We start from the raw sequence: 16641 nt of genomic DNA on the forward strand, positions 1-16641 counted from the left end.
GGGAATCAGGCGATCGGGTCACCGACCAGGGCATCGCGGCGCATCGACTGCAGGTTCTTCTCGATGGTTTCGCAGATGCTTTCCATCTGGATCTGGTGTTCGCTGGAATTGAACGGGCTTTGCAGGTCGGTGCCGATGCGTTCGATGGCCAGCAGCATGAAGCCCACGACTGTGGAAGCCAGCGGCGTGAACCAACCGAGGGATTCCACCAGGCCCACCGGTACGATCAGGCAGAACAGCGAAATGAATAGCCGCGGGAAGTACACGTAAGGGTAGGGCAGTGGCGTGTTGGCAATCCGCTCCATGCCGCCCTGGGCGTTGGAGAGGTCCACCAGGGTCGACTCCAACCGCGCCAGGCGGATGCTGTCCAGGCGCCCGGCCTGGTATTCGCGCGCCAGCAACGAGGCTGAGCCGGTGAGGATGTCATTGGCGAAGTTATTGGTGGCGCCGTTGCGCGCAAATTCTTCGGCGGGGATAAAGGCTCGCACTTCCTCCGGGCACGGCTGGCCCTTGAGGTGCGCAGCCAGGCAGTTGACGTAAGCCACGTGACGGCGCAACAGCGTCGACTTCACCGGGTTCACCTCACCGGGGGCGTCATCGAGCAGGGTCAACACTTGCCGGGCAAAACTGCGCGAGTTGTTGACCATCGCACCCCACAGCGTGCGTGCTTCCCACCAGCGGTTATAGGCGCTGCTGTTGCGAAAACTGATCAGCACCACCAGTGCCGAGCCGAGCAAGGTCAGGGGCATCAGCGGCAAATTGATCTTGGCGGTGAGAAACAGCATGAAATCCACCGTCACCGCCACATCCCACAACAACAGCCAGAACAACGCCCAGCCCACATAGCCCATGGTCTTGATGATCAGGCGGTATTTCTTCAGAAGGGCAGCTTTCAAACGAGAACCTCGCGGCGGGCGGTTGGCAACAATCCCCTGTTACGACGCCGTCGAGGAAGGAAGGTTCGCAGTGTGCTGAATCGATTAGTCCTCTAACCGCCAGGCGGAGAGAATGTAACCAAAGGTTGCGCGTAAGTGTGTGCTACGGGGCATTTGACGGTGGAACAACTTTGGTACTGATGACGTCTTGTCCGGCAATCGCTGTACATTGCGTTCGAGGCAAAAAGCCATTAATGGCAGGAATTTTGAAGTGATTTGTTTTGGGGCCGGGCTGCAGGGATTTCGTAGCTGAGATCAGTGGCATCAAGTTGGATGATCAGGGCTCTTTCATGCGTGTCAGTTCGTTGAAGTTAGCTATGTGTAATACCGCGCAAGCGCTCGAACGTCATAAGGATTTTGAATCGTGCATGAGAGCGCATTACCACGTGCTGCTCGTGCCCTATTCAAAACGACCGTTTTTCTACAAGAGTGCCCTTAAATACAGCCGCTTGATGGTGTCGTTTGCATTATTGAGCCAATACTTTTCCACACCGCTGCCGTTGTTGGCAGAAGTTAAAGCCTTGTGCGTAACGCGCAAATATTGTTCGAAAAACAGCCTGGAATCGATTTTTTTGCTATTCCGGGCTCTGGGTTTCATGGAGGTTGCGCCGCACCCCGAAGACAGTCGCTTCAGGGTGTATGCACCCTCGGATGAAGCCTGCCGCGAAGCGCGGTTGATGCTCACCGCCCTCACGGAGTCGTTGGCGTTGCTCTACCCCGAACGGGAAGTGTTCCGGCAGATGCGCGACTTGGATGACCGTGAGTTCCTGGCGCTCTATTTCAAAGGTTTTGCCATGATTCTCGCGGCCGAGTTGACGGTGGATGTCTTGCTGCCCGAATGTTATTGGCTGGTGAAACGCGATGCCGGCCATCTGTTGATGCTGGCGATCTACAACGATGCCTTTGCCCCTGAGAACGACCGCGCCACCTTCCGGTCGTCTTCCTACCTGGCCTTGGCCAAGCAACTTTCCGTGTCCAAGACCCACATTATCCGTATGGTGCAGGAGGGGGTCGAAAAGGGTTATTTCAAAGCCCACTCCAAAACCCGGCTGGAAGTTCTGCCACCCTTTGCCAGCCTGGTAAAGCGGTTCATGGCCTTTTCATTTGCGATGGGCCTGCATGCTATTGAGATGGGAGCGTAAGGATGCCTGCTAACTTGAAGTTGCGGCCCAGAATGCGCAGTTTGTTGTCACCTGCGGTGACCCAAGCCGAATGGGTCGGGATTATTGCCTGGGTCGGCATGCTCCTGATTCCTGCGGCCCTGAAGTTGGATTTTTATATGTTGGCCGTCACGGTGGGCCTGCTGATTGTTTGCCGGGTACATGCCACCACCACGAACTTTCTGCTCTGGCGAGTGCTGGGAGTCACCTATATGGTGTTGTTGTCCGTCGGCTTCGCTTATCTGATTCATATGCACGCAGAGTTGCGTATCTATGGCTTGCCGTTGGCGGTGACCCTGGTGGTGGGCAGTGCGATCTTGTTTATCAGTGTCCAGGATTATCTGGCCGATGCGCTATTGATCTGGCTGATCCTGTGGCCGCCCATGCAGGCGGATATATACGCCGGCACCGAGGTGTATTTGCTGCTGTTCTGCGCGGCGTCGGTGTCCATCGGGTTTATCTTGAGTTATTCCTACTTGAAGAACCTGCGTTCGGTATTGCTGGTGGAAAGCGAGTTTCGCGCCTTGGCCGAGACCGACTACCTGACGTCCATCCTCAACCGGCGCGCCTTTATGCAGAGCTTCGAGAAGTTGCTCGGTGGGGAGCGGGGCGGCTACTTCATCATGTTGGATATCGACAGTTTCAAGGAAAAAAACGACCTGTATGGCCACGACGTGGGGGACAAGATTCTGCGCGCCATGGCGCTGTGCCTGAAAAACGCCAAGGGCAGCCACAGCTTCGGACGGATCGGCGGGGAAGAGTTCGGCGTGTTATTGCAGGGCGACGATGTGGAGGTGGCCTGTGATTATGCCCTGGACTTGTTGCAGGCGATCCGCAGCAGCGTGCCTGCGCCCCACCATTACACCTGCAGTGCGGGGATGGCGCGTTTTTCGCCAGGCGACGAGTTGTCGGCCGTACTCAAGATGGCGGACAAGAACCTGTACGGCGCCAAGCGCAATGGCAAGGACTGTGTGCACCTGGACGGCGCATTGCTACAGGCGGTCTTGTCCTGACGCGTGCCGTCTAGTGCTGTGACAGAACGCTCGCCAGCAACCCAGGGAAGCGGCTTTCCAGCTCGTCACGGCGCAACGAGTTCATATGGGTGGTGCCCACATTGCGCGTGTGCACCAGGCCGGCATCGCGCAATACCCGGAAGTGATGGGACATGCTGGATTTGGGCCGCCCCCCGTCGAGTTCGCCACAGGTGGCCTCTGGCACGTTGGCCAGGTAGCGCACGATGTCCAGGCGCACGGGGTCGCTCAAGGCGTACAGCACACGCTCAAGCGTCAATTCTTGGGGGGTAGGGTGTTTGAAGGCTCGCATGGGGCGGATCATAACAGGGGGGTAGCGTTCAATACCATAGTTCGATTACCATCGAACTATCGAATCACCCACCCCTTCCTGGAGTTCTCAATGTCGGCTTTGTTCGAACCGTTCAAACTCAAAGATGTGACCTTGCGCAATCGCATTGCTATCCCCCCGATGTGCCAATACATGGCCGAAGACGGCATGGTCAACGACTGGCACCACGTCCACCTGGCCGGCATGGCCCGTGGCGGTGCCGGCCTGCTGGTGGTCGAGGCCACCGCGGTCGCCCCTGAAGGACGCATCACCCCAGGCTGCGCTGGGATCTGGAGCGACGCCCACGCCCAGGCATTCGTGCCCATGGTCAAAGCCATCAAGGCCGCAGGTTCGGTGCCGGGCATCCAGATCGCCCACGCCGGTCGCAAAGCCAGTGCCAATCGCCCCTGGGAAGGTGATGACCACATCCCGGCCTCTGATGCCCGTAGCTGGGAAACCATCGCTCCCTCTGCCATCGCGTTCGGTGCCAACCTGCCCAACGTACCGCGTGCCATGACCCTGGAAGACATCGCCCGCGTGCAGCAGGACTTCGTCGACGCGGCCCGTCGCGCCCGCGATGCCGGTTTTGAATGGATCGAGCTGCACTTCGCCCACGGTTACCTGGGCCAGAGCTTTTTCTCCGAGCATTCCAACCAGCGTACCGATGCCTACGGTGGCAGCTTCGACAACCGCAGCCGCTTCCTCCTCGAAACCCTGGCTGCGGTGCGTGAAGTCTGGCCGGAAAACCTGCCGCTCACCGCCCGGTTCGGCGTGATCGAATACGACGGTCGTGATGAGCAGACCCTCACCGAGTCCATTGAACTGGCGCGCCGTTTCAAGGACGGGGGCCTGGACCTGTTGAGCGTCAGCGTCGGCTTTACCATTCCTGACACCAACATCCCATGGGGCCCGGCCTTCATGGGCCCGATTGCCGAGCGTGTACGCCGTGAAGCCGGTATTCCGGTGACCTCGGCCTGGGGCTTCGGCACGCCGCAACTGGCCCAAGGCGCTTTGCAGGCCGGGCACCTGGACCTGGTTTCGGTAGGGCGTGCGCATCTGGCCGACCCGCATTGGGCCTACTTTGCTGCCAAGGAGCTGGGCGTGGACAAGTCCTCCTGGACCTTGCCGGCGCCTTACGCGCACTGGCTGGAACGCTATCGCTGAGGTACGCCTGCGCGTTGCATGAGCCACTCGATTGAGTGGCTTTTTTTCGCCTGTCGCTTTTCGCGACCTACGCGGTGAAAAATAACAAATGAGAATCGATGTCAAACGAGAATCCGCTGATATATGATGCGCCGCGAATTCTTGGCAGGTTTGCCGTCCCATCTGGCTCATTCACTAGGTTCTACACCCATGCGTCGTACCCTGATTTCCATCTGTGTGCTCCAGGCGTTTTCCCCCTTCGCGTGGGCAGAGCAGGCACCTGCCGAGAACGCCAGTATCGAGCTGCAAGCGACCAATGTCACCGCCACCGCGGACCTTGAGTCGGCCCAAGGCCCCGTGCAGGGCTACCACGCCACACGTTCAGCCAGTGCGACGCGCACCGACACCGCCATTCATGAAACTCCACAGTCCATCAGCGTAGTGTCCAAGGACGTGGTCGAAGACCTCGGTGCAACGCGCCTGCAGGATGCCCTCGATTACGCGGGCGGCGTGGGCCGCGCCAACAATTTCGGCGGCCAGGGCCTGACCACCTTTACCGTGCGCGGCTTCACCACCGGTGAGTTCTACCGCAACGGTTTCCCGATCAACCGCGGTTACCCGAACATGCCGGACGCCAACACCATCGAGCGTCTTGAAGTGCTGCGCGGCCCCGCGACCATGCTCTACGGCCGTGGCGACCCAGGTGGCACCTTCAACGTGGTGTCCAAGCAGCCGCTGGCCGAACGCACCGTCACCCTGGGCAGCCAGCTCAATGACCAGGGCATGAAGCGCGGTACCCTGGATGCCTCCGGCCCGCTGGACGAGGAAGGCCGCCTGGCCTATCGCCTGAACGTGGTGGGCGAGGGCGGCGACACCTTCCGCGATCACGTCGAGACGGAACGCTACGGCGTGACGCCGGTGATCACCTGGCAGGCCACCGATGACACCAAGGTGACCTTCGAAGGCGATTTCATGCGCAACAACCACCCGCTGGACCGCGGCCTGACGCGTTTCCCCAACCAGCGTGGCACCCCCTCGCGCGATACGTTCTGGGGCGACAAGGATGCCGGCAAGCTGCACAACGACAACAACATGGCGCAGTTGCGTTTCGAGCACGTGCTTAACGACAACTGGACCCTGGGCGGCGGTTTTCAATGGTTGGACGGCAGCCTGAAGGGCAACGCCATTGAGGCCAATGGGCCGGGTAGCCTGGGCGCTGATGGCCGGACCCTGCAACGCAACTTCAACTACCGCAAGCTGGAATGGACCGACAAGGACTATCAGCTCAACCTGACCGGGCACTTCTCCACCGGCGGGTTCGATCACACCTTGCTTACCGGTATCGAGTACGAGGACTACGACTACAAGTCGATTATCCAGCGTTCCAGCGCCGCGGCGGGCACCTACCCAATCGATATCTTTGATCCGGTGTACGGTCAAACCCGCCCGGCGCTGACCCGAACGCCGACCCACGATAAGGAAAACCTCAAGACCTACGCCGCTTTCGTACAGGACCAGGTCGCCCTCACTGAACGGCTGAAAGTACTGGCCGGTGCCCGCTTCGAGCGTTTCGAGCATGACTACCAGAACTATGTAGGTAAAAGCTGGCAGGCCGCCGACAACGCCGTCACCCCGCGCGTGGGTGTGATCTACGACCTCACCGACACCGTCGCGGTCTATGCTGACGCCGCACGTTCGTTCAAACCCAACACTGGCGCCAGCCGCGAAGGTGGTGGTTTTGCGCCGGAGAAAGGCAAGTCCTACGAGATGGGCCTCAAGTGGGAGGCGCTGGACCGGCAGTTGAGCGTGGATGCGGCGATCTATCAGATCGAGAAGAAAAACGTGCTGACCCCCGATCCGGTGGACAGTGCCTTTAATGTCGCGGCCGGCCAAGTGCGCAGTCGTGGATTTGACCTGAACGTTGCAGGCAACCTCACGCCCGAATGGCGCGTGATCGGCGGTTACGCCTATGTAGATGCCGAAGTCACCCGTGATAACACTCTGCGCTCCGGCACTCGCTTGATGAACATCCCGCGCAACAGCTTCAGCCTGCTCAACGTCTACGAGTTCCAGGACGGCGCGCTCAAAGGCCTGGGCCTGGGCGCCGGCGGCAAGTACGTCGACCAGCGCGCCGGCCAGACCGCCAATACGGCATTCTCCATGGACGCCTATACCGTGGTCGACCTGCTCGGTTACTACAAGGTCAATGAGCGTGTGCGCTTGAACCTGGATGTGAAGAACCTGTTCAACCGTGAATATGAAGAGGGCGCGTTCGGCAATATCTACGCTTACCCTGGTGCACCGCGAACTGTGCAGGTGGGCATCGCCTACACCCTGTGATGAACAGCTGCGGTACCACGCAGGGCCTGTGGCGAGGGAGCTTGCTCCCGCCACGGCGCCTATCTACCTGACGCCCCGCGTTCCAACTGTGGGAGCTGGCTTGCCTGCGAAGACGGCCTGCCAGCCGACGCATTTCTACCTGACACGTCGCGTTCCAACTGTGGGAGCTGGCTTGCCTGCGAAGACGGCCTGCCAGCCGACACATTTCTACCTGACACGCCGCGTTCCAACTGTGGGAGCTGGCTTGCCTGCGAAGACGGCCTGCCAGCCGACACATTTCTACCTGACACGTCGCGTTCCAACTGTGGGAGCTGGCTTGCCTGCGAAGACGGCCTGCCAGCCGACACATTTCTACCTGACACGCCGCGTTCCAACTGTGGGAGCTGGCTTGCCTGCGAAGACGGCCTGCCAGCCGACGCATTTCTACCTGACGCCCCGCAATCCAACTGTGGGAGCTGGCTTGCCTGCGATGGCGGCCTGCCAGCCGACACAGGGTGTCAGACCGAGTACATATCCATTCCTGCGGTAACGGCTGCTCAGGGTTCCGCTTTTACAGCCAGCCCTTTCAAGGTCTTTTCGTCTTGGCAGCCTTGATTATCCGGTCCGTTGAAACATGCGCATTCACCGCGGTGCCTTTAACCCATGTTTTGGGCTTGGGTACCTTGGGGCCACGGGGGCTTTTCGCAACTTGTTTAGGTTGGATATTTCTGGCAAGCGCCAATAAGTGCTGAGCCAGTTTTTCCAACGGAATGACAGGAAAATGTTCCGAGGGCAGCGCAATCTGCATTCCCTCATATCCACTCCTGACCTGAACCGCTAAATGGTAAATCGAGGCTTCCCATCCTTCAGGCTGGGTATCCCGATGAGCTTGTTCAACACTGCGTTTGAGAACAGCCAGGACGTTGTAAGCCAATACCGCCGTTGCGAACCCCAGTAAGGCAGCCTTTGGGCTGCCAAGGGTTTCGATCTCACTTTCCAGGATCGCTTCCAGTCGCTGGAACATACCTTCAATGCTCCAGCGGCGGCGATACAGTTCGGCGATCTGTTGCGCACTGACGCTCTCAGGCAGGTTGCTCCAGAACATCAAGCTGCTGTCGCCGGAGTCCGTTGGCGAATGAAGCGTCAGTTCGACACGCCGACATTGGTAACCGCCTTTGACCTGGATGATCTGCTCACGCACAGTGCCAGTTTCCACAGGTACTGGCTCTTGCCACTCACCCTCTTGAATCAAGCGTGGATGCTTGGCTTGCTGACGAATGACAAAGCAAGTTTGGACTTGCTCACAAGCCTCCATAACCGGGAGCGTGCAATAAAGCCGGTCAGCCAGCCACACTTGGCCTGGCTCGGCATTGGCCAATAAAGGCAGCACACAAACGCGCTCGCTTGCGTAGGCATCCTCACACGCCTGAAGGTCGACGACCTGATCCAGATCGGGATCGTATGCAACAACCGAAAAACCGGGACGAGCGGCGCCGCGCTCGTTGCGTAAAGCTCCCAGACGTTTTTCAGTGGATGCCAGATGATTACCGTCCACTACCCGAACCTGCCAACCCGGCAGCATCGCCGTGCAGCCCAGCTCCCGGATGGTTGGAGCCAGGCGCTGTGCACAGCCCGTAATCAGGGCGCGCAACAGAGCAGGCTCGGTACGACTGATCTTGTCGTAGAGAGCCGCCAGGCTGACCGGAAGGTCCTCCAGTTGTCGCGCGGCGGCGTGCAGAGATGGCTTCAAGCCCAATGAAACAAGGGACATTAGCTTGATGATGGTCGAGAACAATAGCTCACGAGAATACTGCCGTTGCCGGTGTTCTTCGAAAACCTGATCAATCCACTCGGGGGCAATAGCCTGCTGCAGCGCCAGTTTGGCCATGACACTGGCAGGTGCTTTTTTCTCGAAACGCGCTAGAACTTCCGCCCACATCGTTTAGGTACCCCCTGAATGAATTTCAGGGGATTTTACAGAAGACCTTGAAAGGGCTGGCTTTTACAGCGGGTCACTTTTGGAAAAGAGCCCGGAATGCCGGCCCAGCCAAAAGTAACCAAAAGGGCTCTTGCCCCACCACTCGGCACCTCGCCTAGGCTCGGTGTGCCCGTAATCCGCCAGTGATTTGGGGGGGCGCCTAAGATCAAGATCAAAAGCAGAGCAAGAGCACGAGCGGCTCGCTTCGCATCGTGAGCTGGGCGAAAGTTAACAGTCAGGAATGAAGCGGGGTTACAACGGCGTCAACACATTCATCACCGTGTCCAGCGCCACCCGCGTGTCATCCAGTTGCACCAGCGACGCATGCCGCGCACCCAGGGCATCGCGGTTCTGGATCGCCGTGAGGATCGCTTTGTGCCGAGGCAGACTCAGGCCCTGGATATCCGGACGGCGGTTGGTGATGTTGATCGACTCGCGCAACGGCAGCGAGAGCATGTTGCACATATAGGCGAGCAGGTCGTTGCGGGTGGCGTCGGCAATCGCACGGTGGAAGTCCAGGTCGGCCTGTAGCAGCTCCTCGTGGGTCTTGGCGGTTTCCATGCCTTGGTAGGCGTGTTCGATAGTGGCGATGTCTTCATCGGTGGCGGTGGTCGCGGCCATCGCGGCGATTTCCGGTTCGAGGATGCGGCGCACCCCGGCCAGGGTGTTGAAGAACTCGCTGTGGGGCGTGGACTGCATCAACCAGGACAACACGTCCGGGTCGAGCAGGTGCCATTTCAAGCGTGGCCGCACCACCGCGCCCACCCGTGGCTTGGAATACACCAGGCCCTTGGCGCTGAGCACCCGCGTGGCTTCGCGCAATACCGAGCGGCTGACCTGGTATTCCTCGCACAGCGTCGCTTCCATGGGCAAGCGTTCTTCAGGCTTGAAACGACCGGAAACGATGTGCATGCCCAGGTCCTGAACGATCTGGGCATGCTGGCTCTTGCGCGGCTTGGGCGGCTGGTGATCCATAACGACGGGGAGGCTCTGGCTTAGATTCGCCGCATCATAGCATCCCAATTAGTGGGAATGCCGTGGGACTTCTGCCCCGCGACAGCCCACCAGGAAGTCAAAGTCGCAGCCTTGGTCGGCCTGCAGCACATGGTCGATGTACAGCTGGCGATAGCCGCCGACGATGAGGTTTTGCGCTGGGGGCAGGTCGGCCATGCGCGCTGCCAGCTCGGCGTCTGGAATGTCCAGGTGCAGGCGGCCATTGGCGCAATCGAGTTCGATCCAGTCACCTTCCTTCACTGTCGCCAATGGCCCGCCGGCAGCGGCTTCCGGGGCCACGTGCAACACCACGGTGCCGTAGGCGGTGCCGCTCATGCGCGCATCGGAAATGCGCACCATGTCCGTCACACCCTGGGCCAGCAGCTTGGCCGGCAAGCCCATGTTGCCGACTTCGGCCATGCCGGGGTAACCCTTGGGGCCGCAGTTTTTCATGACCAAAATCGAGTTGGCATCCACGTCCAGCTCCGGGTCGTTGATGCGTGCCTTGTACATGTCGAAGTTCTCGAACACCACGGCGCGGCCACGGTGCTGCATCAGTTCGGGGCTCGCTGCCGAAGGCTTGAGCACCGCACCCAGGGGCGCGAGGTTGCCACGCAGCACGCAGATGCCGCCGTCGGCGCGGATCGGGTTGTCCAGGGTGCGGATCACTTCGTCCTGGCCGTAGATCGGCGAATCCTGGGTGTTCTCGCCCAGGGACTTGCCATTGACCGTCAAAGCGTTCGGGTGGGGGATCAGGTTGGCCTCACCCAGGCGACGCAGCACCGCGGGCAGGCCGCCGGCGTAGTAGAACTCTTCCATCAAGAAGCGCCCCGAGGGTTGCAGGTCGACGATGGTCGGCATACCGCGCCCGATGCGGGTCCAGTCATCCAGGTCCAACTCCACGCCGATGCGCCCGGCGATGGCTTTCAGGTGGATCACCGCGTTGGTCGAACCGCCGATGGCTGCGTTTACGCGAATCGCGTTTTCAAACGCTTCTTTGGTGAGGATCTTCGACAGCTTCAAGTCTTCGCGCACCATCTCGACCGCACGCATACCGGACATATGCGCCAGCACATATCGCCGTGCATCCACCGCCGGGATCGCCGCGTTGTGGGGCAGGGACGTGCCCAGCGCCTCGGCCATGCAGGCCATGGTCGAGGCCGTGCCCATGGTGTTGCAGGTGCCCGCCGAACGCGACATGCCGCCCTCGGCCGCGAGGAAATCATCCAGGGTGATGGTGCCGGCCTTGACCTGTTCGCTGAGCTGCCACACCACCGTCCCCGAGCCGATGTCCTGGCCCTTGTGCTTGCCGTTGAGCATCGGCCCGCCAGTGACCACGATGGCCGGCACATCACAACTGGCGGCGCCCATCAGCAGCGCTGGGGTGGTCTTGTCGCAGCCGGTGAGCAGTACCACGCCATCAATCGGATTACCGCGAATCGCTTCTTCCACATCCATGCTCGCCAGGTTGCGCGTGAGCATGGCGGTAGGGCGCAGGTTGGATTCGCCATTGGAAAACACCGGGAACTCCACCGGGAAGCCTCCGGCCTCGATCACGCCACGCTTGACGTGTTCGGCTATCTGACGGAAGTGCGCGTTGCACGGCGTCAGCTCCGACCAGGTGTTGCAGATGCCGATGATCGGCTTGCCATGGAACTGATGGTCGGCAATGCCTTGGTTCTTCATCCAGCTGCGGTACATGAAGCCGTTCTTGTCGGCAGTACCGAACCACTGGGCAGAGCGTAGGCCGGGCTTTTTGTCAGGCATGATCGATTCTCTTATTGTATGACTATATGTTCTATGCGTGCTTAAACATAAGCGCAAAATCGCCGCTTTGGAAGTGTTGTTTTGCAAATAGTCATACTATATAGTCGGTCTTAACTGAGGTATGGCCCTGGCGGATTTCGTCAGAGGCGTCCCCCGAGCTTCTATAAAAACAACAATCGGAGATCGACCCCATGAGCCAGGAACTGCGGCTTATTCGGCGCATCACGCTGAAACTGATTCCCTTCCTGATCTTGCTGTACCTGATCGCCTACGTGGACCGTTCCGCCGTAGGGTTCGCCAAGCTGCACATGGGCGCTGACGTGGGCATCGGCGACGCCGCCTATGGCCTCGGTGCCGGGTTGTTCTTCATTGGCTATTTCCTGTTCGAGATTCCCAGCAACCTGATGCTCGACCGCTTCGGCGCGCGGCGCTGGTTTGCGCGCATCATGATCACCTGGGGCGCCATCACCATCGGCATGGCGTTCGTGCAAGGGCCGCACAGCTTCTATGTGATGCGTTTTCTGCTGGGCGCGGCGGAGGCGGGGTTCTTCCCCGGCGTGCTGTACTACATCACCCAATGGTTCCCGGTGCGCCATCGCGGCAAGATCCTCGGGCTGTTCATCCTCTCCCAACCGATTGCAATGATGATCACAGGTCCAGTGTCCGGCGGTCTGCTCGGCATGGACGGCATTCTCGGCCTGCATGGCTGGCAGTGGCTGTTTATCGTGATCGGTACCCCGGCGATCCTGCTGACCTGGCCGGTGCTGCGTTACCTGCCGGACGGCCCCCAGAAGGTCAACTGGATGAGCGAGGAAGAAAAAGCCTGGCTCACCGGCGAGCTGCACAAAGATCTGCAAGCCTACGGCCAGACACGCCATGGCAACCCCTTGCATGCGCTCAAGGACAAGCGCTTGTTGTTGCTGGCGCTGTTCTACCTGCCGGTGACCCTGAGCATCTACGGCCTCGGCCTGTGGCTGCCGACCCTGATCAAGCAGTTTGGCGGCAGCGACCTTACCACCGGCTTCATCTCCGCCGTGCCCTATATCTTCGGCATTATCGGCCTGTTGATCATCCCGCGCAGTTCCGACCGTTTGAACGACCGTTACGGCCATCTCGCCGTGCTCTATGTGCTGGGCGCCATCGGCCTGTTCTGCAGCGCCTGGCTCACGGTGCCAGTGCTGCAAATGGCCGCGCTGTGCCTGGCGGCGTTTGCAATGTTTTCCTGCACCGCCGTGTTCTGGACCCTGCCGGGGCGCTTCTTTGCCGGCGCCAGTGCGGCGGCCGGTATTGCCTTGATCAACTCGGTGGGCAACCTCGGCGGCTATATCGGCCCGTTCGTGATCGGTGCGCTCAAGGAGTACACCGGCAACCTGGCCTCAGGCTTGTATTTCTTATCCGGTGTGATGGTGTTCGGGTTGCTGCTGACCCTCGTGGTCTACCGCTTGTTGGAACGCAAGCACGTGCTGCCCGTCGACCAATTCGCCGCCAGCGCCCGTGGCGCCACACGCACTTAAATCCAGGAGAACCTGCATGCGTTTAGTTCAGTTCGAGTTGAGCAACGGTGAGCGCCGCGTCGGCGTGGTAGAAGGCAACCAGGTACGCGAAGTGCGCGGCGCCCACAGCGTGCGTGAACTGGCGCTGGCCGCCATCGAAGCCGGCGGCAAGTTGCAGCAACAGGTGCAAGCCCTCGGCCTGGGCGCCAGCCATGACTACACCGCCTTGTTGGCGGACCACAAAATCCTGCCCCCGCTGGACCACCCGGACCCGGCCCACATGCTGATCAGCGGCACCGGCCTCACCCACCTGGGCAGTGCCTCGGCCCGCGACAAGATGCACCAGCAGGCCGGCGACGACAGCGCGATGACCGACACCATGCGCATCTTCAAATGGGGCGTGGAGGGCGGCAAACCAGGCGCCGGCCAGGCCGGTGTGCAACCGGAGTGGTTTTACAAAGGCGATGGCAGCATCGTCGTGCGCCCGGGCCAGGCCTTCCCGGTGCCGCCGTTTGCCGAAGATGCCGGCGAAGAACCAGAAATCGGTGGCCTCTATGTGATCGGGCATGACCGTAAGCCCTATCGCCTGGGTTTTGCGGTGGGCAACGAGTTCTCCGACCATGTGATGGAGCGCAAGAATTACCTGTACCTGGCCCATTCCAAGCTGCGCAGTTGCAGTTACGGCCCGGAGCTGCGCGTAGGCGAACTGCCCGAGCATCTGGCGGGCACCAGCCGCATCCTGCGCAACGGCGAGGTCATCTGGCAGAACGAATTCCTCAGTGGCGAGGCCAATATGTGCCACAGCCTGGAAAACCTCGAATACCACCACTTCAAATACAGCCAGTTCCTCAAGCCGGGTGATGTGCACATTCACTTCTTCGGCACCGCCACTTTGTCATTCGCCGACGGTATACGTACCCAGCCGGGCGATGTGTTCGAGATCAGCCAGGCTGAATTCGGCGCGCCGTTGATCAACGGTATCGGCAGCAGCGATGCGGCATTTGAACCCGGCCAAGTCACCCCCCTTTAAGGAGATCAACATGACCCCGTTCCTCGGCCACAACTACATCGGCGGCCAGCGCAGCGCCAACGGTAGCACTAAGCTGCAAAGCATCGACGCCACCACCGGCGAAGCCTTGCCCCAGGATTTCTACCAGGCCACCGCCCAGGAAGTGGACGCCGCCGCCCAGGCCGCGGCCCAGGCGTACCCGGCCTATCGCGCCTTGAGCGCCGCACGACGTGCGCAGTTTCTGGATGCGGTGGCCGATGAGCTGGACGCCTTGGGCGATGACTTCGTCGAACTGGTCTGCCGCGAAACCGCATTGCCGGCCGCACGCATCAAAGGCGAACGCGGGCGCACCAGCGGCCAGATGCGTTTGTTCGCCACCGTGCTGCGCCGCGGTGACTTCTACGGCGCGCGTATCGACAAGGCCCTGCCAGAGCGCCAGCCGTTGCCGCGCCCAGACCTGCGCCAATACCGCATCGGCCTCGGTCCGGTGGCGGTCTTTGGTGCCAGTAACTTCCCCCTGGCATTCTCCACCGCCGGCGGTGACACGGCGGCTGCATTGGCCGCCGGTTGCCCGGTGGTGTTCAAGGCCCACAGCGGCCACATGGCGACCGCCGAGCGCGTGGCCGATGCGATCATTCGTGCCGCCGAGGCCACCGAGATGCCGGCCGGCGTGTTCAACATGATTTTTGGCGGCGGCGTCGGTGAGGCGCTGGTCAAGCACCCGGCGATCCAGGCGGTGGGCTTTACCGGCTCACTCAAAGGCGGCCGCGCCCTGTGCGACATGGCCGCGGCGCGCCCGCAACCGATCCCGGTGTTTGCCGAAATGTCGAGCATCAACCCGGTGATCGTGCTGCCCCAGGCGCTGCACGCCCGCGCCGAGAGCATCGCCCGCGACCTGACCGCCTCGGTGGTGCAAGGCTGCGGCCAGTTCTGCACCAACCCAGGTCTGGTGATCGGTATCGCTTCGCCTGCGTTCACCGCGTTCACTCAGCAGGTCGCGCAATTGATTGGCGAGCAGCCGGCGCAAACCATGCTGAATGCCGGCACCCTGGGCAGCTACGGCAAGGGCCTGGAAAAACTCCGCTCTCACCCGGGCATCCAGCATCTGGCGGGCAGCGCGCAATCGGGCAACCAGGCGCAACCGCAGCTGTTCAAGGCGGATGTACGTCTGTTGATTGACGGCGACGAAGTGCTGCAAGAGGAAGTGTTCGGCCCCACCACGGTGTTCGTCGAAGTGGCCGACCAGGCCCAACTCAGCGCCGCCCTGCAGGGGCTGCACGGGCAGTTGACCGCCACGCTCATCGGCGAACCGGCCGACCTGCACCAGTTCGCCGAACTCACGCCGCTGCTGGAACAGAAAGTCGGGCGCATCCTGCTCAACGGTTACCCGACTGGCGTGGAGGTGTGCGATTCCATGGTTCACGGCGGGCCGTACCCGGCGACTTCCGACGCCCGTGGCACCTCGGTCGGCACGCTGGCCATCGACCGTTTCCTGCGCCCGGTGTGCTTCCAGAACTACCCTGATAGCCTGCTGCCCGACGCGTTGAAAAACGCCAATCCCTTGCGTATTCAGCGCCTGGTAAATGGCACGCCATCGCGCGAATCGCTGTAACTGATCAGGAGGCTTCATGTCGTTGAGCGCAGTCACCCCGCACCGTGCCCGGTTGGGCGAAGGGCCGTTCTGGGATGTACCGACCCAGGCCCTGTATTGGGTGGATATCGCCGCCCGCCAGGCGCTGCGTCTGATGGGTGGGCAGTTGCAGGTGTGGCAATTGCCTGAGCACGTCTCGGCGTTCATCCCCTGTCAAAGCGGTGATGCGCTGGTGACCTTGAGCAGCGGCGTATATCGCCTGGACCTGGCCACCGAAGCCTTGACCCTGCTGTGCGTAGCCGACCCGCAAACGGGCAACCGCAGCAATGAAGCACGCTGCGATGCCCAGGGCCGGCTGTGGTTGGGCACCATGCAGAACAACATCGGCGAGCAGGGCGAAGACCTGCCGATTACCCGGCGCTCCGGTGGCCTGTTTCGCATCGATGCCGATGCGCGGGTCACGCCGTTGCTGGCGGGCCTGGGCATTCCCAACACCCTGCTCTGGAACGAGGAGGGCAGCCAGGTGCATTTCGGCGACAGCATGGACGGCACGCTCTATCAGCATTCGATCCAGGCTGACGGTCAACTCGGTGCCGCCCAGGCCTGGTTCGGGCCGCACACACGCGGCGGGCCGGATGGCTCGGCCATGGACGCCGACGGCTACATCTGGAATGCGCGCTGGGACGGCAGTTGCCTGCTGCGTCTGACGCCTTCAGGTGAGGTGGATCGCATAATCGAACTGCCGGTCAGCCGTCCCACCAGTTGCGTGTTCGGTGGGCCCGAGCTCACCACGCTGTACATCACCAGCGCGGCGAGTCCCTTGGATCACCCCCTTGATGGTGCGGTATTGGCCATTGAAGTCGATGTTCCTGGCAAGCCTTGCCATCGTTTCGCCGGTTAAACCCAAGACTT

13 protein-coding genes are annotated in these 16641 nt (G+C 61.0%); 8 read left to right on the plus strand and 5 right to left on the minus strand.

The genetic code is table 11. The annotated features are described in order from the left end of the window. Positions 1-5 precede the first annotated feature (5 nt). Entirely contained in the window at positions 6-896 is an 891-nt protein-coding gene (locus AB4P90_RS11860) for a bestrophin family protein (protein ID WP_003190542.1), read from the minus strand. Positions 897-1225: 329 nt separating this feature from the next. Between AB4P90_RS11860 and AB4P90_RS11865 the strand changes: the two genes are divergently transcribed. Together AB4P90_RS11865 and AB4P90_RS11870 are read left to right on the plus strand one after the other, a co-directional pair. Then, on the plus strand, positions 1226-2077 hold the full coding sequence (locus AB4P90_RS11865) for a hypothetical protein (RefSeq protein WP_172832686.1): 852 nt from the start codon (positions 1226-1228) through the stop codon (positions 2075-2077). A gap of 2 nt (positions 2078-2079) precedes the next feature. Continuing rightward, positions 2080-3108 carry a GGDEF domain-containing protein gene (locus AB4P90_RS11870; protein WP_014718066.1) on the plus strand — a complete coding sequence of 343 codons (1029 nt, stop codon included), beginning with the start codon at positions 2080-2082 and terminating at the stop codon, positions 3106-3108. A 10-nt stretch (positions 3109-3118) separates the two neighbouring features. Here AB4P90_RS11870 and AB4P90_RS11875 read toward each other — a convergent pair whose 3' ends face one another. Next, the gene (locus AB4P90_RS11875; protein WP_003190545.1) at positions 3119-3418 is read right to left on the minus strand and encodes a helix-turn-helix transcriptional regulator; all 300 of its coding nucleotides are present in this window, start codon (positions 3416-3418) and stop codon (positions 3119-3121) included. A gap of 90 nt (positions 3419-3508) precedes the next feature. On the opposite strand from AB4P90_RS11875, the gene AB4P90_RS11880 reads away from it, so the two are divergent. Both AB4P90_RS11880 and AB4P90_RS11885 read left to right on the plus strand, forming a co-directional pair. Continuing rightward, on the plus strand, positions 3509-4600 hold the full coding sequence (locus AB4P90_RS11880) for an NADH:flavin oxidoreductase/NADH oxidase (RefSeq protein ID WP_014718067.1): 1092 nt from the start codon (positions 3509-3511) through the stop codon (positions 4598-4600). 189 nt (positions 4601-4789) lie between these two features. Continuing rightward, positions 4790-6919 (plus strand): TonB-dependent siderophore receptor, encoded by a 2130-nt coding sequence (locus AB4P90_RS11885; protein ID WP_395605906.1) that lies wholly within the window; start codon positions 4790-4792, stop codon positions 6917-6919. A gap of 565 nt (positions 6920-7484) precedes the next feature. Here AB4P90_RS11885 and AB4P90_RS11890 read toward each other — a convergent pair. The 3 genes from AB4P90_RS11890 to AB4P90_RS11900 all read right to left on the minus strand — a co-directional run bounded on the left by AB4P90_RS11890 (position 7485) and on the right by AB4P90_RS11900 (position 11636). Next, positions 7485-8786, minus strand: coding sequence for an IS4 family transposase (locus AB4P90_RS11890; RefSeq protein WP_074059269.1), 1302 nt, complete (start codon positions 8784-8786; stop codon positions 7485-7487). Between the two features lie 342 nt (positions 8787-9128). After that, positions 9129-9851 (minus strand): FadR/GntR family transcriptional regulator, encoded by a 723-nt coding sequence (locus tag AB4P90_RS11895; protein ID WP_003190551.1) that lies wholly within the window; start codon positions 9849-9851, stop codon positions 9129-9131. Positions 9852-9899: 48 nt separating this feature from the next. Next, entirely contained in the window at positions 9900-11636 is a 1737-nt protein-coding gene (locus AB4P90_RS11900; protein WP_019817288.1) for an IlvD/Edd family dehydratase, read from the minus strand. 191 nt (positions 11637-11827) lie between these two features. Between AB4P90_RS11900 and AB4P90_RS11905 the strand changes: the two genes are divergently transcribed. The 4 genes from AB4P90_RS11905 to AB4P90_RS11920 are packed head-to-tail and all read left to right on the plus strand — an operon-like array spanning position 11828 to position 16630. Further along, the gene (locus AB4P90_RS11905) at positions 11828-13150 is read left to right on the plus strand and encodes an MFS transporter (protein WP_395605907.1); all 1323 of its coding nucleotides are present in this window, start codon (positions 11828-11830) and stop codon (positions 13148-13150) included. 16 nt (positions 13151-13166) lie between these two features. Beyond that, the gene (gene araD1, locus AB4P90_RS11910) at positions 13167-14159 is read left to right on the plus strand and encodes an AraD1 family protein (RefSeq protein WP_014718070.1); all 993 of its coding nucleotides are present in this window, start codon (positions 13167-13169) and stop codon (positions 14157-14159) included. 10 nt (positions 14160-14169) lie between these two features. Beyond that, positions 14170-15750 carry an aldehyde dehydrogenase (NADP(+)) gene (locus tag AB4P90_RS11915; RefSeq protein WP_395605908.1) on the plus strand — a complete coding sequence of 527 codons (1581 nt, stop codon included), beginning with the start codon at positions 14170-14172 and terminating at the stop codon, positions 15748-15750. A 16-nt stretch (positions 15751-15766) separates the two neighbouring features. Next, positions 15767-16630: an SMP-30/gluconolactonase/LRE family protein gene (locus tag AB4P90_RS11920; protein WP_395605909.1), complete on the plus strand. Its 864-nt coding sequence runs from the start codon at positions 15767-15769 to the stop codon at positions 16628-16630. Positions 16631-16641 lie beyond the last annotated feature (11 nt).

Source organism: Pseudomonas sp. B16120, from assembly GCF_044218845.1.
Taxonomy (GTDB): Bacteria; Pseudomonadota; Gammaproteobacteria; order Pseudomonadales; family Pseudomonadaceae; genus Aquipseudomonas; species Aquipseudomonas paracarnis.